The following is a 25,734-nucleotide window of genomic DNA, read 5'->3' on the forward strand; positions in this document are numbered from 1 at the left end:
GGAACAGGTGGAACGGCCCAGGAGGGACGCCCACCTCCCGGAAGGCCTCCAGCTCCCCGGGATCGGTCACCTCGACCGCCGTCCCCGCCACCTTCGCGTCGCCGTCGCCCATCGCCTCTTCGGCCCCCTCCCGGGTCACCTCGCCCGGGTTGGCGTGCAGGGCGAACCTGCCGTCGCGCTGGAGGTCGCGCGCCTTGACCGCGCCCGGCATCGAGCCGATGGTCAGGTGCCGGCCGTAGAACTGCACCTCGGTGCCGCTGACCCGGGGCGCGCCGTCGGCGCGCAGGGTGGCCAGCACATGGTGCAGGGTCCGCTCGAACCGTGCGCGCACCCGCGCCGCCAGCTCGGGGGCCTCCTGCTCGAACTCCGCCCAGGCGACGCCGCGCGCGGCCGTCCCCTTCGTGTCGATCGCGTCCATGCGGACCACCCTGGCACCGCCTCCTGCCATCCGCTGTCAGGTATCCCGGCGGCGCGCCGCACGGTGCGACGGTTGTCACGCGGCACCGCCGCGCGCCAGGGTGGGGGCCATGCGCGACACCCTCAGCGGCTCTGACATCCCCGACGGCGTCGACGCCGAAGGCCTCCGGCGCGCCCTGCGGGCCGAGGTCTCCGGACAGGTCGCCTTCGACCCCGGCACCCGCGCCCTCTACACCGCCGACGCCTCCAACTACCGCAGTGTCCCGCTGGGCGTGGTACTGCCCCGCACCGTCGACGACGTCATCGCCGCCGTCGCCGCCTGCGCCGAGTACGGGGTGCCCGTCACCCCGCGCGGCGGAGGAACCAGTATCGCCGGCAACGCCATCGGGCCCGGGGTGGTCGTCGACGCCTCGCGGCACCTGACCGCGATCGAGGAGATCGACCCCGCCGCCGGCACCGCCCGTGTGCAGCCCGGCGTGGTGCTGGACCGGCTGCGCGAGGCCGCCGCACCGCACGGGCTCACCTTCGGCCCCGACCCCTCCACCCACAGCCGGTGTACCCTGGGCGGGATGATCGGCAACAACGCCTGCGGATCGCACTCGGTGGCCTGGGGCACCACCGCCGACAACGTCGAGTCGCTGGACGTGCTGCTGCCCGACGGCACCCGGATGCAGGTCGGCGCCACCTCCCGGGAGGAGTTCGACCGCAGGGCCGCCCTGCCCGGGACCGAGGGCCGGGTCTACACCGAACTGCGCGACCTGGTCTCGGCCACCCTGGGCGGGCTGCGCACCGGCATGCCGAAGCTGGCGCGCCGGGTCTCCGGGTACGGGCTGGACCGGCTGCTGCCGGAGAACGGCGGCAACATCGCCCGCGCGCTCACCGGGACCGAGGGCGGCTGCGTCACCGTCCTGGGCGCCACGGTGAACCTGGTGCCCGCGCCGCCCGCCAAGGCCCTGGTGGTCCTGGGCTACCCGGACGCCCCCACCGCCGCCGACGCGGTCCCCGACATCCTCGCGCACGCGCCGCTGACCGTGGAGGGGCTGAACGAGCGGCTGGGGGGCGGGCTCGNCGCCCGCTCCGGGGTCGCGCTGCCCGAGGGGCGCGCCTGGCTGCTGGTGGAGCTGGCCGGGCCGGACTCCGGCGAGGCGGCCGCCGCGGGGCGGGCGCTGGTCGCCGCGCTCAAGGGCGGTGTGCGCCCCACCGGGTCGGCGGTGGTCACCGACCCCGCGCACACCCGCGCCCTGTGGCGGATCCGCGAGGAGGGAGCGGGGCTGACCTCCCGCACCCCCGACGGCCGCGAGGCCTGGTCGGGGTGGGAGGACGCGGCGGTGCCCCCCGAACGGCTCGGCTCCTACCTGCGCGAGTTCGACCGGCTGATGGGGCGGCACGGGCGCGACGGGGTGGTCTACGGCCACTTCGGCGAGGGCTGCCTGCACGTGCGCATCGACTTCGAGCTGGGCACGCAGGCGGGCATCGGCGGCTACCGGGCGTTCCTGGAGGACGCCGCCGACCTGGTGGTCGAGCACGGCGGGTCGATCTCCGGCGAGCACGGCGACGGGCGGGCCCGCTCGGAGCTGCTGCCGCGGATGTACGGCCCGGAGCTGATGCGCGCCTTCGGCGCGTTCAAGGCGGTGTGGGACCCCAAGGGGATCATGAACCCCGGCGCGGTGGTCGAGCCGCGCCCGCTCGACGCCGACCTGCGGGTCCCGGCCTCGGGGCGGACCCCGCTGACCGTGCTCTCCTACACCGAGGACGGCGGCGACTTCGGCAAGGCCCTGCGGCGCTGCTCGGGGGTGGGCAAGTGCCGCCGGCACGACGGGCCGGGGGTGATGTGCCCCAGCTACCAGGTCACCCGGGAGGAGAAGCACTCCACCCGGGGGCGGGCGCGGATGCTGTTCGAGATGGTCAACGGCGAGGTGATCACCGACGGGTGGCGCTCGGAGGAGGTGCGCGAGAGCCTCGACCTGTGCCTGTCGTGCAAGGGGTGCCTGAGCGACTGCCCGGTCGACGTGGACATGGCCTCCTACAAGGCCGAGTTCCTGCACCACCACTACAAGGGGCGGCTGCGGCCGGCCGCGCACTACTCGATGGGGTGGCTGCCGCTGTGGGCGCGCCTGGCCGCGCTCGCCCCCGCCGAGATCGACCGGCTCACCCGCGCCCCCGGGCTGTCGGGGCTGCTGAAGCGGGCCGGGGGCATCGCGCCTGAGCGGGACCTGCCGTCCTTCCCCCGCACCACCTTCGCCCGCTGGTTCCGGCGCCGCCCGCCGGCCCCGGGGCACCGGGGCGCGGTGGTGCTCTGGCCCGACACCTTCGGCACCTACCTGGAGCCGCGCGTGCCGGCGGCCGCGGTGCGGGTGCTGGAGAACGCCGGGTTCCGGGTGGTGCTGCCCAAGGGGCCGGTGTGCTGCGGGCTGACCTGGGTGTCGACCGGGCAGCTGGGGGTGGCCCGGCGGGTGATGCGGCGGTCGGTGCGTGCGCTGGAGCCCTTCACCCGGGCGGGGGTGCCGGTGGTGGGGCTTGAGCCGAGCTGCACCGCGGCGCTCCGCACCGACCTGCGCGAGCTGCTGCCGGGGCCGGACGCCGACCGCACGGCCGACTCGGTGCGCACCCTGGCGGCGTTCCTGCGCGAGCACGCCCCGGACTGGGAGCCGCCGCGGGTGGAGGGTGAGGCGGTCGCCCAGGTGCACTGCCACCAGCACGCGGTGATCGGGTACGACCCCGAGCGCGAGCTGATGGACATGGCGGGCATCCGCACGCGGGTCCTGGACTCGGGGTGCTGCGGGCTGGCGGGCAACTTCGGCTTCGAGGAGGGGCACTACGAGGTGTCGAAGGCGGTGGGGGAGCGGTCCCTGCTGCCCGCGGTGCGCGAGGCCGACCCCGGGACCCTGGTGGTGGCCGACGGCTTCAGCTGCCGGACCCAGGTCGCCCAGGAGACCGACCGCACCGCCGTCCACCTCGCGGAGGCCTTGGCGGCCGGCCTGCCGAGGTCGTGAGCGCATCCGGTGACCTCCGCCTCCTTGCGGGGGCGGAGGCCGCACGAGGTGGCCCCGGGGCCGTGGCAGTGGCACCCGCGGCCCCGGGAGGCTCCATGACGGGCGCCGACCCGGGGCTGGCCGGTGGTGCGGGGCGCGGCGCTCTCGGCTGCAGGACCTGATCGCTCAGGAGGCCGACCGTCCTCGCGGGCAGACTGCCGGGCGGCCGGGGTCCGCCGTAGCGGCAGAGGCGGGGCTTGATCACGCGGCCTGATGACAGGCGTCGGCCGGGGCGGGCCGGTATGGGGGCAAAGCGGCTTCAGCCGCCGTTGCCGGATCGGTCAGGAGGCCGACCGCACGGCGTCCGCTGGAGCGGTGACTTTTCCGTTCGGCCGGTTCAGCGCCGTCGTCATGGCTCTGTGCCGGGCTTGGGCCGCATTCGGGGCCCTGGTCGGCGCCCCGTCGTTCGGTGAAAGTCACACCACTCCAGCGGACGCCATCGCAGGCGTCGGCCGGGGAGCGGTCCGGTCGGCCTGCCGGTCGTGGCTGAGCGGTCTCCATGCGAGGTGCCGCTGCGCCGTTGGCCGACGGTCTCCGCGCGGGCCGCGGGGCACGGACACTCGGGTCCGACCCCTCCTCCCCTCCCACGACTCGGGCCCGGCACCGTGCGAACGGTGCCGGGCCCGTGGTCCGTGGTGGGGAAGCCGGGGTCAGACGCCCCAGAAGTCCCGACCGCAGTCGTACTCGTCCTCGGAGAGGTACGCGGGCAGGTCGGGGTTGTTCTCCTCCAGCAGCGTGGAGTGCTCCGCCGCGCCCATGTTGTACTCCTCACGGGCGCCCATGCAGTCGTACATGTTCTGGAACAGGGTCTCGATCTCCTCGGCGCTGGCGCCGTCACCGGTCGAGGACTCGACGAAGTCCTGCATCGACGACTCCAGGTCGTCGCTGAGAGTCGTGACCTCGTCGTACAGGCCGGGGAGGTCGGCGTTCTCGTAGGCTTCCTGAGCCTCCTGCGCGCGCTTCTCGGCCTCCTTCTCGGACTCGTCGATCTGCCCGCCGAGGTCCTCGATCTGGCCCTGGGCGGAGGCGAGCTCCTCGGAGGTCTTGGTGTTCTCCATGTAGAAGAACGCGGTCGTACCGCCGCCGATGAGGGCCAGCACGGTCACCACGGCCAGCGTGATGATCAGGCCGACCGGGCGCTTCTTCGGCGCGGGCGCGGCCTGCTGCGGCTGCCACGGGGTCTGGGGGCCGCCCGGGCCCTGACCACCGGGGCCCTGACCACCGGGGCCCTGACCACCGGGGCCACCGGGCCCCTGGTGCTGGGCGCCGGGGGGCGGGCCGGGCCGCTGCGGGCCGGACGGCGGGTTCGGCCCTGGCGGTACGCCCGGACCGCCGGGGGCGCCCGGAGAACCGGGGCCGCCGGGGGCGCCCTGGCCCGGGGCGGGCCCGGGACCGGGGCTGCGGTACGGGTCGGAGGGGCCGTGCGGGGGGACGGGAGGGTTCGGGGACCCCATGGTTCTCCTGTCTTCGACGCTGGGTGGTCTACGGGCCGGTCGGCGCGGGCCGGGGCGGCTCGGGTGGGCCGCCGGTGCGGCGGCTGAGGGGAGTCCGGTTCCGGAGAGTGCGCGGACCGTGACCGGCCTTCCCCACGTTAGAGGGCATTCGGGGCTGGAATGTTCCCAGGGGCGGGGAAAACGGTGAATCGTCCGACTCCGGCCGCGCGGCCCGGTTCGTGGCACCGGATGGGCGGACGGGAGCGGGGCCGGGCAGGGGGACGGAACGCGTGGCGGCGGGGGACATCTCAGACCCCGGTCCGCTCGCGCACGGCGGCCAGCTCGTGCTGCACGGCCTCCTGGACACGGGGGTCGCCCGGGTCCAGCCCGTCGTCCAGGTGGACCCGCCAGTCGATCTCGGCGCCGCCCGGCGGCCGACGGGCCACCAGGCGGAACCCGGCGCCCTCACCGGGCAGTTCGCCGCGGTGGCTGACCACGATGGTGGCGGTGACCCGCTCGTGCACGGTCTCGGCCAGCCGCCCGGGGTCGGGGACGGTGAACACGCGCTCTCCGGTGCCCTCCTCGGTGAAGGTGAACGCCTCGCTCTCGGCGTCCCAGCGCGCCCGGTCGATGTCCTGCCAGGGGACGCGGTGCCCGTCGGGCAGGTGCAGGGCATGGTCGGTGGCCACCAGCACGCCCTCCCGGGAGCCGGTGTGCGCCAGCACGCGCTCACCGCGCTCCAGCCGGAGCCGGTCGCGGACCTCCCGGGGGACGGAGGGGCGGAGCCATCTCATGGCCCCACCCTAATGTCCTGGGCCCCTCCCACGGCAGGGGCGGTGCCCGGGGCGGTAGGGGCGCCGCCGGCCGGGCCCGGAAGGCGCGCGGCCCGGCCGGCGGGCGTCACCGCGTGGAGCCGGGCCGCGCGCCTTCCGGGCCGGTGCCGTTGAGGCCGGACCCGGCCTCCGCGGAGGCCGCGTCCATGTCCTGGGCCTCCTCGGGGGTGGGGCGGGCCAGGAAGTCCCGCACGGACGTGACCGGGAGCCGATCGCCCACCTTGGTGGCGACCGTCTTGCCGGCGCTGCTGACCTGGGCCCCGACGATGCCCGCGGTCTCCTGGACCGCCGGGCTCTCCACGACCCTGCGGGCGGTCCCGGCGATCTGCTCGTAGCGGGCGCGCCCGGCCTTGGCTCCGAGGACGTAGCCGACGGCGAGGCCGGCGATGAAGGTGATCCGGTAGCGCATGGGTACCCCTCGGCATCGAGTGCTGACGGGTCCGACGTTACCCCGCGCGGGCGCGCGCGACCCGGAAGGCGCCCAAGGGGAGGAGAAGCTGTCACGAGCACGCCTCAGGGTGCGCTAGAGTATTACCTGTCGCCGCGGGGGAGAGCCCCTCCGGGGCGGCGGGAACACCATCCCGCGTAGCTCAATCGGCAGAGCAGCCGGCTGTTAACCGGCAGGTTACTGGTTCGAGTCCAGTCGCGGGAGCACCCACCGAAAGGCCCGCAGGGAGACCTGCGGGCCTTTCGTAATGTTCGGCGTCAGTAGGGCTCCCAGCGCTGCTGGTTGCGGGCGAGGGCCATGTGGTCCTCGGGGCCCGCGAGGCGGACGGTCTCGGCGAGGGTGATGAGGGCGTCGGTGTCCGCGAGGTCGTCGGGCATGGCCCATGTCCGGGCGCGGACCACGGCCCACCGGTCGCCCAGGTCGATGTAGGCGGCGGGGTCCCGTCCCCAGCGGTGACCGACGGCGCCCTTCTCGTTCCAACCGGCGAAGATCTCCTTCGGGTGGATGACGGTGATCTCGTTGCCGTGCCGTCGGCAGTACTCCCTGGGCCATGAGCATTCGGGGACCGAGCGGGCGAAGGCCACCTCTAGGAGGTCGAACTCGCCGTTGTAGTAGGAGACGGTCCCGGAGGCCAGGTCGGCCCTGTCGATGCTCCAGTCGGGGTGGTCGAGCACGGGGACGGCGAACGCCTCCGCAGGGGTGTTCGCGATCAGAATTCTGGCGCGTACGCCGTCAACGGCCGTCGGGACGGGGAGGACAACCGCCATCACCGCGGCGCCGATGACGGCGACACCCCGCCGAGTATCGGTCTGCGCCACCTGTTCCCGCAGGACCGTCCAGGCGGCCGCGGTGAAGACCGGGAGGACGACCAGCGCCTCAGGGACGTCCACGCGTCGCGGCATTCCAGGGACCGCGAGGGGAATGGCAAGGTAGATGTGGACGAGGGCGCCTGAGAGGACCAGGACGTAGGACTTCGTGAACGTGCCTTCCACCTTGTTGGCGTTCAGCCACAGTGTCAGGGGGAGCGCTGCCGGGAGGGCGCTCAGGAGGCCGACGAGCGCCATACCCACGACGAAGACCACGACCGTTCCCCTGATGGATCCCGTCGTCTGCAGCGCTATGGCGGTCCCGAAGCCCCATCCGAAGTAGGTCATGGGAACGCAGGCTGCCACCACTCCCACCAGCGCGCAGGCGGTACCGAGGGCCAGGAACGGGCGGGATACAGGCGCCATCGGGCACGCCTTCCGTGAGTGCTCGGCCCCCTGGGAGCACGTTGCCGTGCCACCGACCGTCGCACAACCCTGCGGCCGAGTCCGGTCGAGCCCGGAGGGACCGGGGTGTTGCCGCCGGGCGTTATCCCTCCAGTCGGGCCTCTCCCCACATGGCGTAGCGGTCCCTCTCGCCTCCGCCCGCATCGGGGGTGGTGATGCGCATGACCAGCTCCAGCTTGCTTCCCGCCGAGACCGGGACAACGAATGCGTGGCTCTCCTGCATCGCCATGTCGCCGCTCTCGGCCACGACGGCCCCGTCGACCCGGACCTCGAATTCCATGGTCGTCCCGAGCCTCGACTTGTCCGAGACGCCGGCCACGGCCTTGAACGATGTGAAGCCCTGGGGGACCGTGTAGGTGAACGTTTGCTCGTCGGCGATCGCGTTCAGCCGGTAGTAGATCGACTTTGGATACCGGTCGCCCGCGATGTAGGCGATCCCGTCGCTGACGACGACGCCGTCCCCTTCTTCCGGCAGGTCTTCCAGGTAGGCGACCTCCACGGGGCCTGCCTGTACGGAAGGGGAGCTCCTGCCGGGCTCCACGTCGGGCTGCTCCCGGGAGTCGCCGCCGCCGTTGTCCGGAGTGGTCTGGTCGGCGGGCGCCCCCGTCCCTTCAGCGCCGTAGGGCGGGCTCGGGAGGAGCCCGGTGCCGAGAGCCGTGGCGACCCCCGCCATCGCCACCGCGGCCAGGACCAGTGGGAAGAGCAGCCGCCTCCGGCGACGACCGGGCCGCTTTTCGGGCCCCGGTTCCGCCTTGCCTCCGGGTGGTCCGCCCCCGGAACGGGCGGCCGCGCCGGGCGCCGAAGAGGAGGGATCGCCGTGGAAGTGGATTCCCCCGTGGATCTCCCCGGCCTGGAACACGTTTTCGGCGTTCCCCGAGTTCTCGTTGTGGTGGTGCTCGGGTCCGGGGGTGCGCCCCGAAGGGCCCCTTCCGCCCATCCGTCCTCCTGAGAGCGCGTGGCCTCGCACTTCCGTGCCGCCACCGGAGGAACGGAGCGGGGGCGGTGGCGGGGACGAACCGAGCGATGCACCGGGCGACGTCACGGGAATCGTAGCGCTCCCCGGGCCCGCCGACAGGGGGTCCGGCGAACCGGGAGCCCCCTACCCCTCTTCTGTGCGCACCCCCACCGGGACCACCAGGGGCGATCCCGACACCGGGTCGGGGACCACCTTGCATTCCAGGCCGAACGTCTCGGCCACCAGGTCGGGGGTGAGCACCTCCCCCGGGGCGCCGGAGGCCCGGACGGCACCGTCGCGCATGGCCACCAGCAGGTCGCTGTAGCGCCCCGCCAGGTTCAAATCGTGCAGCACCATCACCACGGTCCGGCCGTGGTCCCGGTTGAGGGCCCGCACCAGTTCCAGCACCTCGATCTGGTGGGCCAGGTCCAGGTAGGTGGTCGGCTCGTCCAGCAGCAGCAGGTCCGTGCCCTGCGCCAGCGCCATGGAGATCCACGCCCGCTGCCGCTGCCCGCCGGAGAGCCGCTCCAGCGGGCGCTCGGCGAAGCCCGCCATGCCGGTCATCTCCAGCGCCCGGGCCACCTCCCCGGCGTCGGACGAGGACCACTGCCGGTACCAGCTCTGGTGCGGGTGCCGGCCGCGCATCACCAGGTCGCCCACGGTCAGCCCGGGCGGGGCCAGCGGCGCCTGCGGCAGCACCGCCACCGTCCGCGCCACCTGGCGGGGCGGGGTCCGGGCGATCGGGCGCCCGTCCAGCAGCACCTGGCCCGAGCGCGGCCGCAGCAGCCGCCCCAGCGCCCGCAGCAGCGTCGACTTGCCGCAGCCGTTGGGCCCGATGATGGAGGTCACCGCCCCGTCGGCGACCGCGAAGTCCAGGTCGCGGGTGACCACGGTCTCGCCGTAGCCCAGGGTGGCCCCTTCGGCGCGCAGCCGCGGGCCCGGCCCCTCGGGGCCGGTCGGGGAGGGGGAGCGGTCGGTGGTCACAGGCGGGCCTCCCGGTGCCGGAGGATGATCAGGTACATCAGGAACGGCGCCCCCAGGACCGCGGTGAACACGCCCACCGGCAGCTGGGTGGGGGCGAACAGCCCGGCGGCGAGCTGGTCGGCGCCGAGCGTCAGCGCGGCCCCGGTCAGCGCCGAGGTCAGCGGGGGCGGCTGGGCGGTCCCGCACAGCCGCAGGGCGATCTGCGGGGCCGCCAGCGCGACGAAGGTGATCGGGCCGGCCGCCGCGGTGGCCGCGCACACCAGCAGCGCCGCGCACGTCAGCAGGACCAGGCGGGCGGCGTCGACCCGCACGCCCAGGCCGCGCGCGGCGTCGTCGCCCAGCCCCAGCGCGGCCACGGTGGCCGCGGCCGCCAGCGCCACGGGGAGCAGCACCGCCAGTGCGGCGGCGGCCGTGCCGACGCGCTCCCAGTCGGCGGCGTGCAGGCTGCCGGTCACCCAGGTCTGGGCGCGGGCCGCGTCCTGCAGGTCGGACCAGGTCATCGCCCAGTAGACGAGGTTGGCGCACATCAGCGACACGGCCACGCCGACCAGCAGCAGCCGGGTGCTGGAGACCCCGGCCCGCCAGGACAGCCCGAAGACCGCGACCGCGGCCGCCAGGCCGCCGACGACCGCCCCCGCGGGGACGCCGAACTGCGCCGCCGCGCCGCTCACCCCGCCGGCGCTGCCGCCCAGCACGATGACCAGGACGGCGCCCACCGAGGCGCCCCAGCCGATGCCCAGGGTGTCCGGGCTGGCCAGGGGGTTGCGCGCCACGCCCTGCAGGATCGCCCCCGACAGCCCGAGGCCGGCGCCCACCAGGGCGCCGGTCAGCGCCCGGGGCATGCGCAGCTCCATCACCACGAAGCGCTCCCCGCCGTCGCCGCCGCCGGCCAGGACGGCCAGGACGTCGGCGGCGCCCATCGGGTAGTCGTCGAAGGCGGTGAGGGCGCGGACGAACAGGCCGGCCAGCGCGGCGCAGACGAGCAGCGCGACGGCGGCGGTGCGCGGCCGCCAGGTCCACGACACCGGGCCGGCGCGCAGGGCGCGGCGGCCGGCCGGGGGCGGCGGGGGAGCGGCCGGCGCGGTGGCCGCGCCCGGTGCGGGGGTCGGTGCGGGGGTCACGGGGCGATCATCCTTCCCCTGCGGATGAGGGCGATGAAGAACGGGGCGCCCAGCACCGCCAGCACGATGCCCACCTCCACCTCGCCGTTGCCGCGCACCACGCGCCCGGCGATGTCGGCGGCCAGGACCAGGCAGGCCCCGGCCGGGGCGGCCAGCGGCACCGTCCACCGGTGGTCGGGCCCGGTGATCGCCCGGGCCAGGTGCGGGGCGGCCAGGCCGACGAACCCGATCGGCCCGGCGGCGGCGGTGGCGGCGCCGGTCAGCAGGGCGATGGACAGCACGCCGGCGGCGCGGGTGAGCCGGACCCGCTGCCCGAGCGCGGTGGCCACGTCGTCGCCCAGGGCCAGGGCGTTGAGCCCGGGCGCGTTGGCGGCGGCCAGCGCCAGCCCGGCCGCGATGAACGGCAGGACCTGCCAGAACACCTCCATGGGGCGCCCGGCCAGGGTGCCCAGCCGCCAGAACCGGTAGACCTCCAGGCTGCTGTGGTCCAGCAGCACGATCGCCGAGATGACCCCGCTGAGCAGGGCGCTCATCGCGGCCCCGGCCAGGACCAGGGTGATCGGCGTGGGCCCGCGCGATCCGCCCGAGGCGATGGCGAAGACCGCCGTGGAGGCGATGACGGCCCCGGCGATCGCCAGCCAGACGAAGGAGGCCAGGTCGCTCATGCCGAGCAGGAAGACGCCGAGCACCACGCCGAGCGCGGCGCCGTGCGAGACGCCGAGGATGCCGGGGTCGGCGATGGGGTTGCGGGTGTGGCTCTGCATGAGCACCCCGGCGGTGCCCAGCGCCGCCCCGACCGCGATCCCGATGGCGGTGCGGGGCAGGCGCAGCGACCACACGACCGCGCTGGCCTCGCCCCCGTCCGGGGCGGTGAGCACGCGCCAGACCTCGGCCGGCGCGATCGCCCGGGCGCCGATCAGCAGGCTGCCGGCCGCGCACGCGGCGAGCAGGACGAGCAGTACCGCCAGGCCTGCGGTCCGGCGGCCGCGCAGGGCCGACCCGGGCACCGGTGCGCCGGGCGCACCTGGCGCACCGGGCCCGGCGGGGGCCCAGACGGCGGGGGCGGAGGGCTTCACGGTCGCGGACTCCTCGGGGACGGGGGACGGCGGACGGCGCGCCCCGTCCGGGCCCCGGACAGGGCCCGGACTGGACAAAAGGCGCGTCGGACCGCATACTGCCTGATCGCGGGCGCAAGCTCCGCATTAGGCAAGACAAACCTAAGGCATTCTCCCATCCGTCCCATCGGAAAGGTCCGCGATGTCCCCCACACGACGCCGCACGTCCCCCGGCGCCCTCGCGGGCGCCCTGACCGCCTCCGCCGCGCTGCTGCTGTCGGCGGCGTGCGGCGGCGGAGGCGCCGAGTCCGAGTCCGCCGGGGGCGGAGACGGCGCCTTCCCGATCACCGTCGAGCACGCCATGGGCGAGTCCACCATCGAGTCCGAGCCGGAGAAGGTCGTCGTCCTCGACACCAGCTACCTGGACTCGGCCATCGCGCTGGGCCTGGACGTGGTGGGCCGGACCGACTACTCCGACGGCGGGGACCTGCGCGACTACCTCGGCGCGGACGGCAGCACCTACGCCGGCGACGCCGAGGTGGTCGGCACCCTGGAGGCGCCCGACCTGGCCGCCATCGCCGAGCTGGAGCCCGACCTGATCCTGTCGGCCAAGGTGCGCCACGAGGACGTCTACGACCAGCTCTCCCAGATCGCGCCGACCGTTTTCTCCGAGACCACCGGGGCGACCTGGAAGGAGAACCACGTCATGGTCGGCGAGGCGGTCGGCGACAAGGAGACCGCCGAGCAGCAGATCGCCGACTACGAGGAGCGCGCCGCCGAGCTGGGCGGGCGGATCGCCGAGGCCGAGGGCGGCGAGATGCCCACGGTGAACCTGGCGCGGTTCGCGGGCGAGCCGACGGTGCGGCTGTACCAGCCCGAGTCCTTCCCCGGCATCGTCCTGTCCGACGTGGGCCTGCCGATGCCCGAGGACGCCCCCGAGGGCGAGGACGGCGCCATCGCCGCGAACCTGGGCCAGGAGGAGATCCTCGACCTGGACGCCGACCACATCTTCGTCTCCACCTGGGACGACGGCAGCGGCGACTCGGCCGAGAAGGCGAAGGACTTCACCGGCAACCCGCTGTGGGAGCAGCTGGAGGGCGAGCAGCACGAGGTCGAGGACCAGGTGTGGCTGAGCTCGGTCAGCCTGCAGGGCGCCGACGCGATGCTCGACGACATGGCCGAGGCCTTCGGCGTCAACCCGGTCGAGTAGGGACGCCTCCCGAGGAACGCTCGGTACCGGCGCACCCGGTCCCGCTTTCCAACGGCGACGGTCCGTTCTACGGGGCGCCCCGCCGTGCACTCTCCGCAGGGAATGCGCGGCGGGGCACGCCCATCACGGCTTCTTCGCGATCCCGCCGATGATGATGTGCTTGTTCCGGGGCGGCATCACATAGTTTCCGGCCTGCGCGCTCTCCTTCGGCAGCGGGTGCCAGTCGTTGAGCGGCACCAGTCCCGGCGGCACCATCGGCCACCCCTGGAAATAGGAGAGGATCTCCTCCCTGCTGCGCCAGAGCCCGTGGCCGAGTTTCTCCATGAACGCCTTCTGCAGGGAGGCGGCCCTCTTCGCGCTCTTGGGCGAACGCGCGGCGTCGGGGCGGCAGAAATGGCTGATCACGATGTGGCTCCCCGGGGCGAGCGCGTCGCACAGCTCCCGGGTGACCCCCAGCGGGTCGTCGTCGTCCTGCAGGTGGTGAAGGATGCCGCCGAGCATCAGCCCCAGGGGCCGGTCCAGGTCGATCAGCCCGGTCGCCACGGCCTGCTGCAGAACCGCCTTGGGGGAGGTCAGGTCGGCCTTGAGCACGATCGTGGTGTCGTTGTCGGCGAGCAGCGCACGCGCGTGCGCCAGCACCATGGGGTCCTTGTCGACGTAGACGACCCGGCCGTGCGGGGTGCTCTCGTGCACCACCTCGTGCACATTGCCGTCGGTGGGCAGCCCCGAGCCGATGTCGAGGTACTGCTCGATCCCGGCCTCGGTCGCCAGGTGGCGGGCCGCGCGCTGCACGAAGGCGCGGTTGCCCAGAGCCAGGTCGGTGACGCCCGGAACGACCCCCTCGGCATAGTTCGCCATGTCGCGGTCGGCCTCGAAATGGTCTTTCCCGCCGAGGAAATACGAGTAGACGCGCGCGATCGACGGCTTGGTGAGGTCGATATCGGGCGGGGCGGTGTACTTCTGGCCGGTCCGCTTCAGGAATTCGGGGGGGTCCGGTCGGGCCATCGGGGTCCCATCGTCTTACGGGAGGGCGAGGGTTACGCTCCGGATTCTATTCCTCGCAAGGGCCCTTGGTAACCGTCCGGTGAGAAAGGCCCGGGGCGGGGTGTGGCCGCGACCGGCCAGGGGCCGGTCGCGNACCCCGCCCCGTTCTCGCCTCGTTCCCGCAGCGCCCGGGCCTCAGCCGATGGCGCGGCCCGCGTAGGCGGGCGCCTCTTCGGCCCCGGCCTCCAGCAGGGCGGCGACCTCCTCCGGGAAGGGGACGGTGCCGCCGTTCACCTGGTCGACGTGGAGCGCCATGATCTCCTCGGTGGCGCGCAGCACCCCGTCCAGCCACATCTCGTGGCACAGCCGGACCTTCTTGGCGCCGACCGCCACCACCCGGGTCCACACCTCCAGCTCGGCGTCGGGCGGGACCTCGCGCAGGTAGCGCACGTGCGCCTCGACCGTGTACAGCGAGCACCCGGTGCGCTCCCGGTACCCGGCCCCCATGCCGGAGCGGTCCATGAGCGCGTCGGTGGCGAAGCCGAAGACCAGGACGTAGTAGGCCTCGCTCAGGTGGCCGTTGTAGTCGATCCACTCGGGGCGGACCCGCTGGAGCAGGTGCGGCCCGCTCATGCGGAGCCCTCCCCGGCGGCGCGCTCCGCGGCCTCCTCGGCCTCGACCTCGGCCAGCGCCCGCATCACCGCGATCATGCGGCGGTCGCGCTGCTCGATGAGCTCGGCGTTGCCGCGCCCGGCCACCACCTCGTCGGTCCCGGCCACCATGGCGTCGCGCAGCTCCGTGGTGAGCTCGGGCGCGGCGAGCCGGGTCCACGGCGCCTCCAGGGAGGGGCCGAAGTGGTCGAGCATGTGCGCCATGCCGCCCTCGCCGCCGGCCAGGTGGAAGGTCAGGCACGGGCCGAAGAACGCCCAGCGAAGCCCCATCCCCGCGGTCATGGAGCGGTCGATCTGCTCCACCGTGGCCTCCCCGTTGGCCACCATGTGCAGCGCCTCCCGCCAGGCCGCCTCCTGGATGCGGTTGCCGATGAAGCCCGGCAGCTCCCGGTCCATGGTGATGACCTGCTTGCCTGCGGCCCGGTAGAACTCCGAGGCCCACTCCACGGCCCAGCGCTCGCTGGAGGTGCCGCCCACGACCTCCACCAGCGGCACCAGGTAGGGCGGGTTGAACGGGTGGCCCACCACCAGGCGCTCCGGACGCGCCGCCTTGACCTGCATTTCCGACATCGAGTAGCCCGAGGTCGAGGAACCGATCACCACGTGCTCGGGCGCGGCCTCGTCGATCTCGGCGAGCAGGGACACCTTCAGGTCCAGCCGCTCGGGGGCGCTCTCCTGGACGAAGTCGGCCCCGGCGACCGCCTCGGCCAGCGTCGGGGCGACGGTCAGCCGGTCCATGGACGCGCCCTCGGCCAGGCCCAGGCGGGTCAGCGCCGGCCAGGCCGAGCGCACCAGGTCGCGCAGCCGCCGCTCGGCGTCGGGCGCCGGGTCCCAGGCGCGCACGTCGTAGCCGCGGGCGAGGAAGTGGGCGACCCAGCCGCCGCCGATCACCCCCGCGCCCACGCACGCGACCGTGCGCACCTCGCCGGGTGCGGCCGTCGCCGCCGGGGCGCCGCTCGTCTCCGCCATCGAACACATCCTTCTCAACGAATGGGGCGCTGCACGCCGGGGCGCCGCGCGTCGGGACACTGCATACGGGGGGCTGTTCCGGGCTCCCGGGAGCGGGGGCCGGCCGTGCCCGGCCGGCCCGGGGAGGGAAGTGGAAAGGGGGCGCCGCCCGCGGTGCGGGCCGGGGGCGGCGCCCGGTCACGGCCCCGGAGTGCGGGGCCGGCGGGTCAGCGCGCGCTGCGCAGCTTGAGCTTGGCGCGGGCCTCGTCGGGCGTGACGACCCGGGCGCCGAGCGCCTCGATGATGCCGCGGGCCTTCTCCACCAGCTGGCCGTTGGTGGCCTTGACCCCGCGGCTCAGGTAGAGGTTGTCCTCCAGGCCGACGCGGGCGTGCCCGCCCAGCAGCACCGACTGGGCCACCCACGGCATCTGCATGCGGCCGATCGCGAAGCTCGCCCACTCGGCGCCCTCCGGCAGCATCCGCACCATCGACTGCAGGACGCCCGGGTCGGCGGGGGCGCCGTAGGGGATGCCGGTGCACAGCTGGAACATGCTCGGGTCGTCGATCAGGCCCTCGGCGTACATCTGCTTGGCGAACCACAGGTGGCCGGTGTCGAAGATCTCCAGCTCCGGGCGCACGCCCAGCTCCTGGATGCGCTCGGCCCCGGCGCGCAGCATGTCGGGGGTGGAGATGTAGACGTTGCTGCCGTCGCCGAAGTTGAGGGTGCCGCAGTCAAGGGTGCAGATGTCGGGCAGCAGCTCCTCCACGTGCGGCAGCCGGTCCAGCCCGCCGACCAGGTCGGTGGCGGCGCCGAAGGCGAACGGGTCGTCGCCCTTCCCGATCTCCAGGTCGCCGCCCATGCCAGCGGTCAGGTTGATGACGATGTCGGTGCCGGACTCCTTGATCCGCTCGACGACCTCCCGATAGAGCGCGTTGTCCCGGGAGGGGGCGCCGGTCTCGGGGTCGCGCACGTGGATGTGCACGGCGCTGGCGCCGGCCTCGGCGGCCTCCACCGCCGAGGCGGCGATCTGCTCGGGGGTGACCGGGACGTGCGGGCTGCGGCCCACGGTGTCCCCGGCCCCGGTCAGTGCGGCGGTCAGGATGACCTCGGTGTTCATGGTCTCGTTCACGGGGTGTCCTCGCTCGTGTGCGGCTGTTCGGTGCGGTCGTCGGGCCGGTCTTCCCGGTCTTCTCCCTGGTCGCCGACGCGGGGTCCGGTGCCGGGGGGCTCGATCTGAGTGGTGACGAAGTCCTGGAGGGCGGCGCGCATCCGCTCCACGGTGCGGCCCGGGCGGCCGGTGAGCACCTGGATGCCCAGGCCGTCGATGAGGGCGGTCAGGCGGACCGTCATCGCCTCGGCGTCCAGGTCGGGGCGGAAGGCCCCGGAGGCGGCGCCGTCGCGCAGGGTGCGGGCGATGGTGTCGTGCCAGCGCTGGTAGGAGTCGGCGTGCAGGGCGCGCATCTGCGGGTCGAGCGCCGACTCGGTCCACACCTGCATCCAGATGGACCACTCCCGGGCCAGGTGGCCGGGGGCGGGCAGCTGCAGCTCGATGAGGCGGCGCAGCCGCTCCCGGGCGTCGTCGATGCCGTGCAGGACCGCGACCTGGCGGTCGAAGGCCTGCTTGACCGACGAGCGCAGGGTCTCGTCGAGCAGTTCGCGCAGGGTGGGGAAGTGGTAGTGGATGGCGGCGCTGGAGACCCCGCACTCGGCGGCGATGTCGGCGGTGCGCACCGAGTGGTAGCCGCGCTCGGCGATGAGCCGCCAGGCGGCGTCGGTGATCTGGCGCCGCCGCCCCTGCTCGCGGGCGGCCCGCACGTCCCGCCCGGCGTCGACGGGGGGCTCGGTGGCCACCGCCACCCGCGGCGCGGCCGCGACGCCGCCGTCGGCGGACTCCTCGCCGTACAGCAGCCAGTTGACGGTCACCCCGGCGATGTCGGCGATCCGGATGAGCTCCTCGGCGGTGAAGCGCCGGGTGCCGCTGAGCGACTTGGACAGCTTCGAGGCCTCGAGCGCCATCACGGAGGCGAACTCCCGCTGCGGGCGCCCGGAGCGCCGGATCACCTCGCGGACCCGGTTGCGCAGGCCCTCCATGTGGTCGGTCACGGAGGGCGACGCTAGCAGGGTCATAGCGATAATCGCAACGCCGCCGTGGATCCGTCATGCGGTGTCATCCCAGCGTGCCCCGGTTTGAACGGCGTCATGCGGGCGTTGCGATGCGCCTGACTGGTGGACCAGAAGGCGGCGACCGCAATCGCGGAGGGACCGGGGCGTCCGAGGGTGCGCGCCCGGTCCCGTCCCGGTGCCTCAGGGCGCGGGGGGCTCGGCCAGCACGTCCCGGGCGATGCCGAAGGCCTTGTTGGCGGCGGGGACACCGCAGTACACGGCCGCCTGCATGAACACCTCGCCGATCTCCTCCTCCGAGAGCCCGTTGCGCACCGCGGCGCGCACGTGCATGGCCAGCTCGTCCCAGTGGCCCTTGGCCACCAGGGCGGTCAGCACCATGCAGCTGCGCGTCCTGCGGTCCAGGACCCCGCTGGTCCAGATCTCGCCCCAGGCGTAGCGGGTGATGAAGTCCTGGAAGGGGGCGGTGAAGGCGGTCGTCCCCGCCTCGGCGCGGTCGACGTGGGCGTCGCCCAGCACCGCGCGGCGCACCCGCATCCCCTCCTCTCGGCGCTCATCGTCGGTCTGGGCGGCGGTCGGTTCGGCGGTCGGCTCGGTCACGGTCGTCTCTCTCCGGTCCGGGTCGGGGCGGCTCAGGCGAAGTGCGCCGTGAGCAGCCGGTTCACTTCGTCGGCGCACTCGCGGTTGGCCAGGTGGGCCCCGCCGTCCAGGACGTGGCGGCGGGCGCCGGGGACGGCCGCGGCGATGCGCTCGGCGTGGTCGGGCGGGGTCGCCGGGTCGTGCGCCCCCGCGACCACCAGCGTCGGCGCGGTGATGCGTCCCAGGTCGGAGCGCAGGTCCATGCCGGCGATCGCCTCGCAGCACGCGGCGTACCCCTCGGCGGGGGTCTCCGCGACCATCGACCGCATCCGTGCGGCCTCGCCGGGGTGGGCGGACGCGTGGCCGGGGGTGAACCAGCGGCCGACGACGGCGCCGGCCACCGCCCCGGTCCCCTGGGCGCGCACCGTTGCGGCCCGGTCGGTCCAGTTCTCCGGCGGTCCGAGCAGGGGCGAGGTGCACATCAGCGCGAGCCGGTCGATCCGCTCGGGGGCGTTGGCGGCCAGCCACATGCCGACCATCCCGCCCAGGGACAGCCCCGCGAACCGGACCCGCGGCAGCTCGAGGCGGTCGAGCAGGTCCACAACGTCCGCCCCCAGGTCGGCGATGGTGGCGGGCCCTCGGGGGACGGGGGAGCGGCCGTGCCCGCGGTGGTCGTAGCGGACCACCCGGAACCCGGCCGCGACCAGTGCCCCGACCTGGGGGTCCCACATCTCAAGGGTGCTGCCGAGCGACCCCGACAGCACCACGGCGGGGGCGCCGTCGGGCCCGTCGATCTGCGCATGGACTCCGCCCGCGACGGGGCTCCCGGTCGGTCGTGCGGTCAAGAAAGGTACCTCCGTTCGGCCTCCCCGGCGGCCGACGAGCCACCGGGGCGGGACATGGGCGCAGGAAGAGACCCTGCCAGGGCTCTTCCCGGGATGCGGCCCCGGATCGCCGCGCGACCCGGAACGCGGCGGAATGCCCCCGGAAGGCCCGGGTGTGCGGGTCGGGCCGGTACCGCCGGGGCCGGTTTCACGGGGCTTCCGGGCGGGTGCGGTAGCCGTCGAGGGCGGCGTCGATGAAGGTGCCGGCGGCACCCAGGTAGGCCGCGGGGTCGAGCAGGCCCCGGATGTGCTCGGGGGTGCGGCGGCCCGCCAGCCGGCGGTCGAGGACCGCGGCCAGGCCCTCGCCGGACTCGGCCGCCTCCCGGCACGCCGCCTCCACCAGCTCGTGGGCGGGTAGTCGGCCCATCTCCGGGGCCAGGTCGGCGGCGACCCGCTCGGCCATCGGCAGGCCGCCGGTCAGGTCCAGGTTGCGCCGCATCCGGTCGGGGTCCACGGACAGCCGCTCCAGCGAGTCGGCCAGCCACGCCGCCGCCGACCCGGTGGCGCACAGCAGCCGGTCGAAGGCCTGCCACTCGGCCTGCCAGGCCCCCGCTGCCCGCTGGTGCGGCTGGGGGGGTTGCGCGTTCAGCAGCGTCGCCACCAGCCCCGGCACCTGTTCGGCGCAGGCCCGCGCCGACACCGCCGCCACGGGGTTGCGCTTGTGCGGCATCGCCGAGGAGCCGCCGACCCCCGGCCCGCCCTGCTCGGCGACCTCACCGACCTCGGTCTGGGCCAGCAGCACGATGTCCCCCGCGACCTTGCCGCACGCCCCCGACGTCCGCGCGGCGGCCGAGGCCACCGCGGTCAGGGGGCCGCGGTCGGTGTGCCAGGGGAGTACCGGCCGGACCAGGCCCAGCCGGTCGGCGAAGGCGGCGGCGACCTCCGGGCCCCGCCCGTCGAGCGAGGCCAGGGTGCCCGCGGCCCCGCCGAGCTGGGCGGGGGTCCGCCCCAGCTCGGCGCGCAGCGCCTCGGCCGCCCCGGTCACCGCCTGCAGCCACCCCGCCGCGACCAGCCCGAACGTGGTCGGCAGGGCCTGCTGCAGCAGAGTGCGCCCGGGCATCGGCGTCCACCGGTGCTCCTCGGCCAGCCCCGCCAGCGCGGAGGCGGCCCGGTCGGTCTCGGCCAGGACGGCGTCCCCGGCACGGCGGGCCACCAGCACCGCGGCGGTGTCCATGATGTCCTGGCTGGTGGCCCCCTGGTGCACGTGCCGGGCGGCGCCGCCGTCCACGGCCCGGGTCAGCTCCTTGACCAGCGGGACGACGGGGTTGGCGGCGTCGGCGGCGGCCCCGGCGGCGGCGTCGGCGTCCACCCGGCCGTCCCGGCGCGCGGTCTCCAGGGCCTCGGCGTCCTCGGGTCCGGCGATCCCGGTCTGCACGAGCGCGTGCGCCAGGGCGGTCTCGGCGTCGAGCATCGCCCGTAGCCAGGCCCGCTCACCGGTCTCGGCCGCGACGGCGCCCCGGGCGAACATCTCACCGAACACGCCCCTCACCTCCTCGTCCTGCTCGTCCTGCTCGTCCTGCTGGACATGGTCGCCCGGCGGATTCCGGGTCCTCCCGAGTATGTCCGGGGGCCGGGCCGCAGGGCGATGGCGCGGCGCGGTGTTGCAGCCGGCCGGCCGTGCCCTGCGGGCCGGGCGGGGCCCGTGGGGCGGCGGTCGCCTCCGGCGCGGCGGACGGGCGGGCCGCCGATGCCGCCCTTTACGGCGCCGGAGACCCGGTTCCCGCGCCGGTGAGGGGCGGTTCGAGGCCAGGACGGGCCCGCCGTTCCGGAAGGGGAGGGCCGACCGGAACCGGTCACCCCTTCCGCGGGGCGCCGGTGGGCCGAGCGGGGAAGGCGCTCCACACCTCCATCCATGTCCCGGCCTCGTCGGGCGGGGGCCCGACCGCCGCAGGGAACACCTGCGATGGCACAGGGAGCGTGCCCGCCAGGACCGGGCGCCCCGCCGTGCAGGCGCGGTGTGGCAGGCCGCCCTGCGGACGGCACCGGCCCCGGCCCGTCATGGCCCGGGTCGGTGCGCCGCAGCCCTGTTCGGACGGCCGAATGGGGGGCACGGCCCTCCGCCCGGCCTCCGTGCGCCATCGCGGCTCCGCCGGCCCTGTCCGCCGATCGCGTCCGCCTTCCACCGATCGTCCCCTGGACCGGTCGGGCGGTGCTCCCCGTTCCCGTCGACAGGGTCGACGCCCTGTCGCCCCTGCCCGGTCCCCGGGGCCGAGCCGGGGCCGGAACCGCGGCTCCAGCGGACGCCGTACCGCCGAGGGCTCATATATCGAAGAAGACGGTCTCCCCCTCGCCCTGCAGGCGGATGTCGAAGCGGTAGCCGTCCTCCGTCTCCTGTGCGATGAGGGTCGCGCGCTCCTCCGGTGAGTCGAGGGACGACAGCACCGGGTCGACCGCGTTGGCCTCCGCCTCGTCGGGGAAGTACACCCGCGTCACCGTCCGGTGCAGCATCCCGCGCGCGAAGACCGAGACGTCGATGTGCGGCGCCTGCACGCCCGGCGGGCCGGGCACCGGCCCCGGCTTGAGCGTGTACACGCCCCACCGGCCCTCCCCGTCGGTCGGGCACCGCCCGAACCCGCGGAAGCCCTCGCGGCGCACCGCCCCGCGCGGGTCGTCCGGGTGGTCGAACCGGCCCTCGGGGTCGGCCTGCCACGTCTCGATCAGCGCGTCCGCGACCGGCGCCCCGGCGCCGTCGGTGACCGTGCCCCGCAGCCACACGCCCCCGGGCGCGCCTTCCCGGAGCGCGAAGGGGCCGTCCGGCCAGGGAAGCCCGATGTGCAGGTACGGGCCGACGGTCTGCGAGGGGGTGGTGGGCTCCATCAGTCGTCGTCCTCCAGCGCCAGCTCGTGCTCGAACACCGTCGACGCGCGCCCGCGCAGCACGATGTCCCACGCATAGGCCAGTGCCCACTCCGGCTCGGTCCGCTCGTGGTCGTAGCGGGCGACCAGCCGCTCGCGCGCCGCGGGGTCCGGGATCGAGTTCCACATCGGGTCCTGGAAGAACAGCGGGTCGCCGGGGAAGTACATCTGCGTCACCAGCCGCTGGGTGAACGCCCGCCCGAACAGCGAGAAGTGGATGTGCGCGGGGCGCCAGGCGTTGTCGTGGTTCTTCCACGGGTAGGCGCCGGGCCGGATCGTGGTGAAGGAGTACCGCCCCTGCCCGTCGGTGACCGTGCGCCCCACCCCGGTGAAGTTGGGGTCGAGCGGGCAGGGCCAGTTGTCGCCCTTGTGCCGGTACCGGCCCCCGGCGTTGGCCTGCCAGATCTCCACCAGGGTGTGCGGCACCGGCCGGCCGTCGGCGTCCAGCACCCGGCCGTGCACGATGATCCGCTGGCCCATCGGCTCGCCCTCGTGCCGGCGCGTCAGGTCGTGGTCCAGCGGCCCGACCCGGTCCTCGCCCAGCAGCGGTCCGGTGACCTCGGTCAACAGGTGCGGAAGCACCTTCAAGGGCCGCTCGGGGTGGCGCAGCCCAGTGCTCTTGTACCCCGGGTAGTCCAGCGGCGGGTGCACCCCGGGGTCGCGGCGGTAGCCCGGGACGGCGGGCGCGTCCTCGGCCATGGGCGGTGCTCCTCTCATGCCTGAAGGACCACGGCCAGGCCCTGGCCCACGCCGATGCAGATGGCGGCCAGCCCCCAGCCGCCCCCGCGGCGGCGCAGCTCGTGGGCGAGCGAGCCCAGGATGCGCGCGCCGGAGGCGCCCAGCGGGTGCCCGATGGCGATCGCGCCGCCGTTGGGGTTGACGATCTCCGAGTCCAGCCCCTCCCAGCTGCGCAGGCAGGCCAGCGACTGGGCGGCGAAGGCCTCGTTGAGCTCCACCGCCGCCAGGTCGCCCCAGCCGATCCCGGCCCGGCGCAGCGCCGTCTCGGCGGCGGCGACCGGCCCGACGCCGAACCGGTTCGGCTCGACCGCGGCCACGCCCCGGCCGGCGATGCGCGCCAGCGGCTCGCGGCCGGCGGCCCGTGCCGCCTCGGCGTCCCCGATCAGCAGCGCGGCGGCGCCGTCGTTGAGCGGGGAGGCGTTGCCCGCGGTGATGGTGCCGTCGGGCCGGAACGCCGGCTTGAGCCCGGCGAGCTTCTCGGCGGAGGTCTCGCGGATGCTCTCGTCGCGCTCCAGCTCCACCCCGGGCACGTCCACGATCTCGTCGGCGAAGACGCCCTTGGCCCAGGCCGCGGCCGCGCGCTCATGGCTGCGCAGGGCGAACGCGTCCTGCTCTTGGCGGCCGACGCCGAACTCCTCGGCGATCTGCTCGGTGCACTCGCCCAGGGAGGCGGTCCAGGCGGGCTCCATGCGCGGGTTGACCATCCGCCAGCCGAGGGTGGTCGAGTGCAGGGTCTCGTGCCCGGCGGGGAAACCCTTCTCGGGCTTGGTCATCACCCACGGGGCGCGGCTCATCGACTCCACACCCCCTGCGATGACGAGCGATGCGTCCTCCACGGCGACCGCGCGGTTCGCGGCGATCACCGCCTCCAGGCCGGACCCGCACAACCGGTTCAGGGTGGCGCCCGGGACGCTGACGGGCAGCCCGGCCAGGAGCGCCGCCATGCGGGCCACGTTGCGGTTGTCCTCGCCCGCCCCGTTGGCGTCGCCGAAGTAGAGGTCGTCCACGGCGGCCGGGTCGAGGCCGGGGGAGCGGGCGGTCAGACCGGAGACCGCGTACGCGGCCAGGTCGTCCGGGCGCACGCCGGCCAGCGCGCCGCCGTAGCGGCCGAAGGGGGTGCGGACGGCGTCGATCACGTACACATCGTTCACGGTGGGCCTCCTGCGGGGGCGGTCGTGGGGGCGTGGGGGGTCAGCCGCGCCCGGTCAGCGAGCGCAGCACGGCCAGCTCGTCCGGGTCGGGCTCGGGGGTGGCGGCCAGGTCCGGGGAGACCGCCAGGTCCCACCCGGTGGCCGCGCGGGCCTGCTCGGCGGTGGCGCCCGGGTGCAGGCGGGTGAGCACCAGCTCGCGGGTGCCCGGGTCCGGCTCCAGCACGCCCAGGTCGGTGATGACCTGGACCGGTCCGGCGCCGCGCAGCCCCAGCCGCTCCCGGTCGCCGGGGCCGGAGCCGTGGCCGACCGAGGTGGTGAAGTCGACCCGCTCGACGAAGGTGCGCCGGCTCTGCCGCACGATGACGATGACCCGGCCGCAGGAGGCGGCGATCTCGGGGGCGCCGCCGGCGCCGGGCAGGCGCACCTTCGGGGCGGCGTAGTCGCCGATGACGGTGGTGTTGATGTTGCCGAACCGGTCGATCTGGGCGGCGCCGAGGAAGCCGGTGTCGATCCGCCCGGCCTGTAGCCAGTAGTTGAACACCTCGGTCACCGGGACCACGGTGTCGGCGGTCTCGGCCAGCTCGCCGTCGCCGATGGACAGCGGCAGGGCGTCGGGGGAGGCGCCCAGGGTGCCCGACTCGTAGATCATCCACAGCCCGGGGGCGTGGGTGCGGAGCGCGAGGTTGGCGGCGGTGCTGGGCAGGCCGATGCCGACGAAGCAGGCGGTGCCGTCGGCCAGCGCGCGGGAGGCGGCGACCGTCATGACCTCGTCGGCGGTGAAGGGGAGGGGATCGGCGGCGGTCATGCGGTCTGCTCCTCCCTGTCGTCCGGGCCCGCGTCCGGGCCCGAGGGGGCGCCGAGCACCTCGGCGTTCAGCCACGCGGTGAAGCGTTCGCGGTCCCGGCTGACGGCGTCCCAGGCGCGGTAGGCGTCATTGTCGCGGACGTAGTAGCCGTGGGCATAGGAGGGGCGCGCGCCGCCGGGGGCGGGGGAGACGGCGGTGACGACCCGGGAGGGCAGGATCACCTGGCCGGGGACCGGCTCCAGGTCGTCGACGACCTCCTCGACGGTGACCAGCGCGCGCCGGGCGGCCAGCACCGCCTCCTTCTGCACGCCGGTGATGCCCCACATCTGCACGTTGCCGTCGCGGTCGGCGCGCTGGGCGTGCACGATCGCCACGTCGGGGGTGAGCGCCGGGACCGCGGCCAGCTCCTGGCCGGTGAAGGGGCAGGTGATGGGTTTGATGGTGGCGGTGCGCCCGACCAGGTCGGTCCCGGCGTAGCCGCGCAGCACGGCGAAGGGCAGCCCGGCGGCGCCGGCGGCGTAGCGGTTGGCCATGCCGGCGTGGCTGTGCTCCTCCAGCTCGAGCGGGCGGGGCCAGCCGTTGGCGGCGGCGTCGCGGAACCGGTGCAGCGAGCCCACGCCGGGGTTGCCGCCCCAGGAGAAGACCAGCTTGCGGGCGCAGCCGGCGCCGATCATCCGGTCGTAGACGATGTCGGGCGTCATCCGCACCAGGGTCAGGTCGCGTCGGCCCTGCCGGATGACCTCGTGGCCGGCCTCCACCGGGATGAGGTGGGTGAAGCCCTCCATGGCGACCGTGTCCCCGTCGTGGACGAGCTCGCGCACGGCCCGGTCCAACGGCAGGATCATCGCGCCCCCTTTCGTTCGGATGCCGCATCACTGTTCTCTTTGCGAACACATTGGACGTTACTGTCGGCGGGGGCGTGGGTCAAGGCGTCCGGCCCCGGTGTCCCTCTGGGGCAGGCGGCGTTACCGTCAGGCGCGCGGCGTGCCGGTGGTCACCGGAAGTGGCGGCGGTGCGGGCGATTCCCCGCTTGCGCCTGCTTGCCGGGTGGCGGGCCCCGGCCGGTCGGGGGTGGAGGGCGGCGACGGATCGGCAGGTGCTCCGCTCACGGCTGCTCGCCGGGCGGCGGGTCCGCGCCGATCGGGTTGGGTGGGGCGTGTCCGCTGGAGTGGTGGAACTTTCGGCCGCGTCCTTATGAGCGGTGGGACCGCTGCGGCGCGATCGGCGGCCCCGCCCCC

At 74.9% G+C, this 25,734-nt stretch carries 24 protein-coding genes and 1 tRNA gene; 3 read left to right on the top strand and 22 right to left on the bottom strand.

The annotated features are described in order from the left end of the window. The coding region (locus D450_RS30595; RefSeq protein WP_039820669.1) for a pyridoxamine 5'-phosphate oxidase family protein at positions 1-418 on the bottom strand (418 nt) is incomplete at its 3' end. A 109-nt stretch (positions 419-527) separates the two neighbouring features. On the opposite strand from D450_RS30595, the gene D450_RS0118990 reads away from it, so the two are divergent. Further along, positions 528-3,410, top strand: coding sequence for an FAD-binding and (Fe-S)-binding domain-containing protein (locus D450_RS0118990; protein ID WP_017540241.1), 2,883 nt, complete (start codon positions 528-530; stop codon positions 3,408-3,410). 689 nt (positions 3,411-4,099) lie between these two features. Here D450_RS0118990 and D450_RS0118995 read toward each other — a convergent pair. The 3 genes from D450_RS0118995 to D450_RS0119005 form a co-directional block, all read right to left on the bottom strand. Beyond that, the gene (locus D450_RS0118995; protein WP_241483213.1) at positions 4,100-4,555 is read right to left on the bottom strand and encodes a hypothetical protein; all 456 of its coding nucleotides are present in this window, start codon (positions 4,553-4,555) and stop codon (positions 4,100-4,102) included. 635 nt (positions 4,556-5,190) lie between these two features. Then, entirely contained in the window at positions 5,191-5,676 is a 486-nt protein-coding gene (locus D450_RS0119000; protein ID WP_017540243.1) for a hypothetical protein, read from the bottom strand. Between the two features lie 106 nt (positions 5,677-5,782). Next, positions 5,783-6,124 carry a hypothetical protein gene (locus D450_RS0119005; protein WP_017540244.1) on the bottom strand — a complete coding sequence of 114 codons (342 nt, stop codon included), beginning with the start codon at positions 6,122-6,124 and terminating at the stop codon, positions 5,783-5,785. A gap of 170 nt (positions 6,125-6,294) precedes the next feature. Here D450_RS0119005 and D450_RS0119010 point away from each other — a divergent pair. Then, positions 6,295-6,367 (top strand) — tRNA-Asn (locus D450_RS0119010). A 53-nt stretch (positions 6,368-6,420) separates the two neighbouring features. Here the strand turns inward: D450_RS0119010 and D450_RS0119020 are convergent. The 5 genes from D450_RS0119020 to D450_RS0119040 form a co-directional block, all read right to left on the bottom strand. Beyond that, positions 6,421-7,317 (bottom strand): hypothetical protein, encoded by an 897-nt coding sequence (locus tag D450_RS0119020; RefSeq protein WP_241483214.1) that lies wholly within the window; start codon positions 7,315-7,317, stop codon positions 6,421-6,423. Positions 7,318-7,516: 199 nt separating this feature from the next. Continuing rightward, positions 7,517-8,371: an NPCBM/NEW2 domain-containing protein gene (locus tag D450_RS0119025; RefSeq protein WP_083932704.1), complete on the bottom strand. Its 855-nt coding sequence runs from the start codon at positions 8,369-8,371 to the stop codon at positions 7,517-7,519. Positions 8,372-8,533: 162 nt separating this feature from the next. After that, on the bottom strand, positions 8,534-9,373 hold the full coding sequence (locus D450_RS0119030; protein WP_017540247.1) for an ABC transporter ATP-binding protein: 840 nt from the start codon (positions 9,371-9,373) through the stop codon (positions 8,534-8,536). Further along, positions 9,370-10,494 carry a FecCD family ABC transporter permease gene (locus D450_RS0119035; protein WP_017540248.1) on the bottom strand — a complete coding sequence of 375 codons (1,125 nt, stop codon included), beginning with the start codon at positions 10,492-10,494 and terminating at the stop codon, positions 9,370-9,372. Before D450_RS0119035 ends, D450_RS0119030 begins: the two co-directional genes overlap by 4 nt. Next, a complete protein-coding gene (locus D450_RS0119040) occupies positions 10,491-11,570 on the bottom strand; it encodes a FecCD family ABC transporter permease (protein WP_017540249.1) in 1,080 nt (359 codons plus the stop codon). Before D450_RS0119040 ends, D450_RS0119035 begins: the two co-directional genes overlap by 4 nt. 181 nt (positions 11,571-11,751) lie before the next feature. Between D450_RS0119040 and D450_RS0119045 the strand changes: the two genes are divergently transcribed. Continuing rightward, complete coding sequence (locus D450_RS0119045) at positions 11,752-12,759, top strand: ABC transporter substrate-binding protein (RefSeq protein WP_017540250.1); 1,008 nt, start codon at positions 11,752-11,754, stop codon at positions 12,757-12,759. A gap of 123 nt (positions 12,760-12,882) precedes the next feature. On the opposite strand, the gene D450_RS0119050 is transcribed toward D450_RS0119045, so the two are convergent. The 13 genes from D450_RS0119050 to D450_RS0119110 all read right to left on the bottom strand — a co-directional run bounded on the left by D450_RS0119050 (position 12,883) and on the right by D450_RS0119110 (position 25,341). Then, on the bottom strand, positions 12,883-13,764 hold the full coding sequence (locus D450_RS0119050; RefSeq protein ID WP_017540251.1) for an SAM-dependent methyltransferase: 882 nt from the start codon (positions 13,762-13,764) through the stop codon (positions 12,883-12,885). A gap of 174 nt (positions 13,765-13,938) precedes the next feature. Continuing rightward, positions 13,939-14,376 carry a thioesterase family protein gene (locus tag D450_RS0119055; RefSeq protein WP_017540252.1) on the bottom strand — a complete coding sequence of 146 codons (438 nt, stop codon included), beginning with the start codon at positions 14,374-14,376 and terminating at the stop codon, positions 13,939-13,941. Then, positions 14,373-15,383 carry a 3-hydroxyacyl-CoA dehydrogenase NAD-binding domain-containing protein gene (locus D450_RS0119060; RefSeq protein ID WP_017540253.1) on the bottom strand — a complete coding sequence of 337 codons (1,011 nt, stop codon included), beginning with the start codon at positions 15,381-15,383 and terminating at the stop codon, positions 14,373-14,375. The genes D450_RS0119055 and D450_RS0119060 overlap by 4 nt, the downstream gene beginning before the upstream one ends. A gap of 206 nt (positions 15,384-15,589) precedes the next feature. Next, complete coding sequence (locus tag D450_RS0119065; RefSeq protein ID WP_017540254.1) at positions 15,590-16,492, bottom strand: BKACE family enzyme; 903 nt, start codon at positions 16,490-16,492, stop codon at positions 15,590-15,592. Next, positions 16,489-17,490: a TetR family transcriptional regulator C-terminal domain-containing protein gene (locus tag D450_RS30600; RefSeq protein ID WP_017540255.1), complete on the bottom strand. Its 1,002-nt coding sequence runs from the start codon at positions 17,488-17,490 to the stop codon at positions 16,489-16,491. Before D450_RS30600 ends, D450_RS0119065 begins: the two co-directional genes overlap by 4 nt. 177 nt (positions 17,491-17,667) lie before the next feature. Then, the gene (gene pcaC, locus D450_RS0119075) at positions 17,668-18,084 is read right to left on the bottom strand and encodes a 4-carboxymuconolactone decarboxylase (RefSeq protein WP_017540256.1); all 417 of its coding nucleotides are present in this window, start codon (positions 18,082-18,084) and stop codon (positions 17,668-17,670) included. A gap of 32 nt (positions 18,085-18,116) precedes the next feature. Further along, positions 18,117-18,908, bottom strand: coding sequence for a 3-oxoadipate enol-lactonase (gene pcaD / locus D450_RS0119080; protein WP_017540257.1), 792 nt, complete (start codon positions 18,906-18,908; stop codon positions 18,117-18,119). 187 nt (positions 18,909-19,095) lie between these two features. Beyond that, positions 19,096-20,427 carry a class-II fumarase/aspartase family protein gene (locus tag D450_RS0119085; RefSeq protein ID WP_017540258.1) on the bottom strand — a complete coding sequence of 444 codons (1,332 nt, stop codon included), beginning with the start codon at positions 20,425-20,427 and terminating at the stop codon, positions 19,096-19,098. A 779-nt stretch (positions 20,428-21,206) separates the two neighbouring features. Further along, the gene (gene pcaG / locus D450_RS0119090; RefSeq protein ID WP_017540259.1) at positions 21,207-21,764 is read right to left on the bottom strand and encodes a protocatechuate 3,4-dioxygenase subunit alpha; all 558 of its coding nucleotides are present in this window, start codon (positions 21,762-21,764) and stop codon (positions 21,207-21,209) included. Beyond that, positions 21,764-22,501, bottom strand: coding sequence for a protocatechuate 3,4-dioxygenase subunit beta (gene pcaH / locus D450_RS0119095; RefSeq protein ID WP_017540260.1), 738 nt, complete (start codon positions 22,499-22,501; stop codon positions 21,764-21,766). The genes pcaG and pcaH overlap by 1 nt, the downstream gene beginning before the upstream one ends. A 14-nt stretch (positions 22,502-22,515) precedes the next feature. After that, positions 22,516-23,691, bottom strand: a complete 1,176-nt coding sequence (locus tag D450_RS0119100) for a thiolase family protein (protein ID WP_017540261.1) — start codon at positions 23,689-23,691, stop codon at positions 22,516-22,518. A gap of 40 nt (positions 23,692-23,731) precedes the next feature. Next, positions 23,732-24,496 carry a 3-oxoadipate--succinyl-CoA transferase subunit B gene (locus D450_RS0119105; RefSeq protein WP_017540262.1) on the bottom strand — a complete coding sequence of 255 codons (765 nt, stop codon included), beginning with the start codon at positions 24,494-24,496 and terminating at the stop codon, positions 23,732-23,734. Continuing rightward, positions 24,493-25,341, bottom strand: coding sequence for a CoA transferase subunit A (locus D450_RS0119110; protein ID WP_017540263.1), 849 nt, complete (start codon positions 25,339-25,341; stop codon positions 24,493-24,495). Before D450_RS0119110 ends, D450_RS0119105 begins: the two co-directional genes overlap by 4 nt. Positions 25,342-25,734 lie beyond the last annotated feature (393 nt).

It is taken from the genome of Nocardiopsis halophila DSM 44494, assembly GCF_000341245.1.
Taxonomy (GTDB): domain Bacteria; phylum Actinomycetota; class Actinomycetes; order Streptosporangiales; family Streptosporangiaceae; genus Nocardiopsis_A; species Nocardiopsis_A halophila.

Bases quoted from the DNA above. Each gene is read 5' to 3' on its own strand.
- D450_RS0119000 (WP_017540243.1), bottom strand. From the start codon at position 5,676: ATGAGATGGCTCCGCCCCTCCGTCCCCCGGGAGGTCCGCGACCGGCTC.
- D450_RS0119005 (WP_017540244.1), bottom strand. From the start codon at position 6,124: ATGCGCTACCGGATCACCTTCATCGCCGGCCTCGCCGTCGGCTACGTC.
- D450_RS0119020 (WP_241483214.1), bottom strand. From the start codon at position 7,317: ATGACCTACTTCGGATGGGGCTTCGGGACCGCCATAGCGCTGCAGACG.
- D450_RS0119025 (WP_083932704.1), bottom strand. From the start codon at position 8,371: ATGGGCGGAAGGGGCCCTTCGGGGCGCACCCCCGGACCCGAGCACCAC.
- D450_RS0119045 (WP_017540250.1), top strand. From the start codon at position 11,752: ATGTCCCCCACACGACGCCGCACGTCCCCCGGCGCCCTCGCGGGCGCC.
- D450_RS0119050 (WP_017540251.1), bottom strand. From the start codon at position 13,764: ATGGCCCGACCGGACCCCCCCGAATTCCTGAAGCGGACCGGCCAGAAG.
- D450_RS0119055 (WP_017540252.1), bottom strand. From the start codon at position 14,376: ATGAGCGGGCCGCACCTGCTCCAGCGGGTCCGCCCCGAGTGGATCGAC.
- D450_RS0119060 (WP_017540253.1), bottom strand. From the start codon at position 15,383: ATGGCGGAGACGAGCGGCGCCCCGGCGGCGACGGCCGCACCCGGCGAG.
- D450_RS30600 (WP_017540255.1), bottom strand. From the start codon at position 17,490: ATGACCCTGCTAGCGTCGCCCTCCGTGACCGACCACATGGAGGGCCTG.
- pcaG (WP_017540259.1), bottom strand. From the start codon at position 21,764: ATGGAGCCCACCACCCCCTCGCAGACCGTCGGCCCGTACCTGCACATC.
- pcaH (WP_017540260.1), bottom strand. From the start codon at position 22,501: ATGGCCGAGGACGCGCCCGCCGTCCCGGGCTACCGCCGCGACCCCGGG.
- D450_RS0119105 (WP_017540262.1), bottom strand. From the start codon at position 24,496: ATGACCGCCGCCGATCCCCTCCCCTTCACCGCCGACGAGGTCATGACG.
- D450_RS0119110 (WP_017540263.1), bottom strand. From the start codon at position 25,341: ATGATCCTGCCGTTGGACCGGGCCGTGCGCGAGCTCGTCCACGACGGG.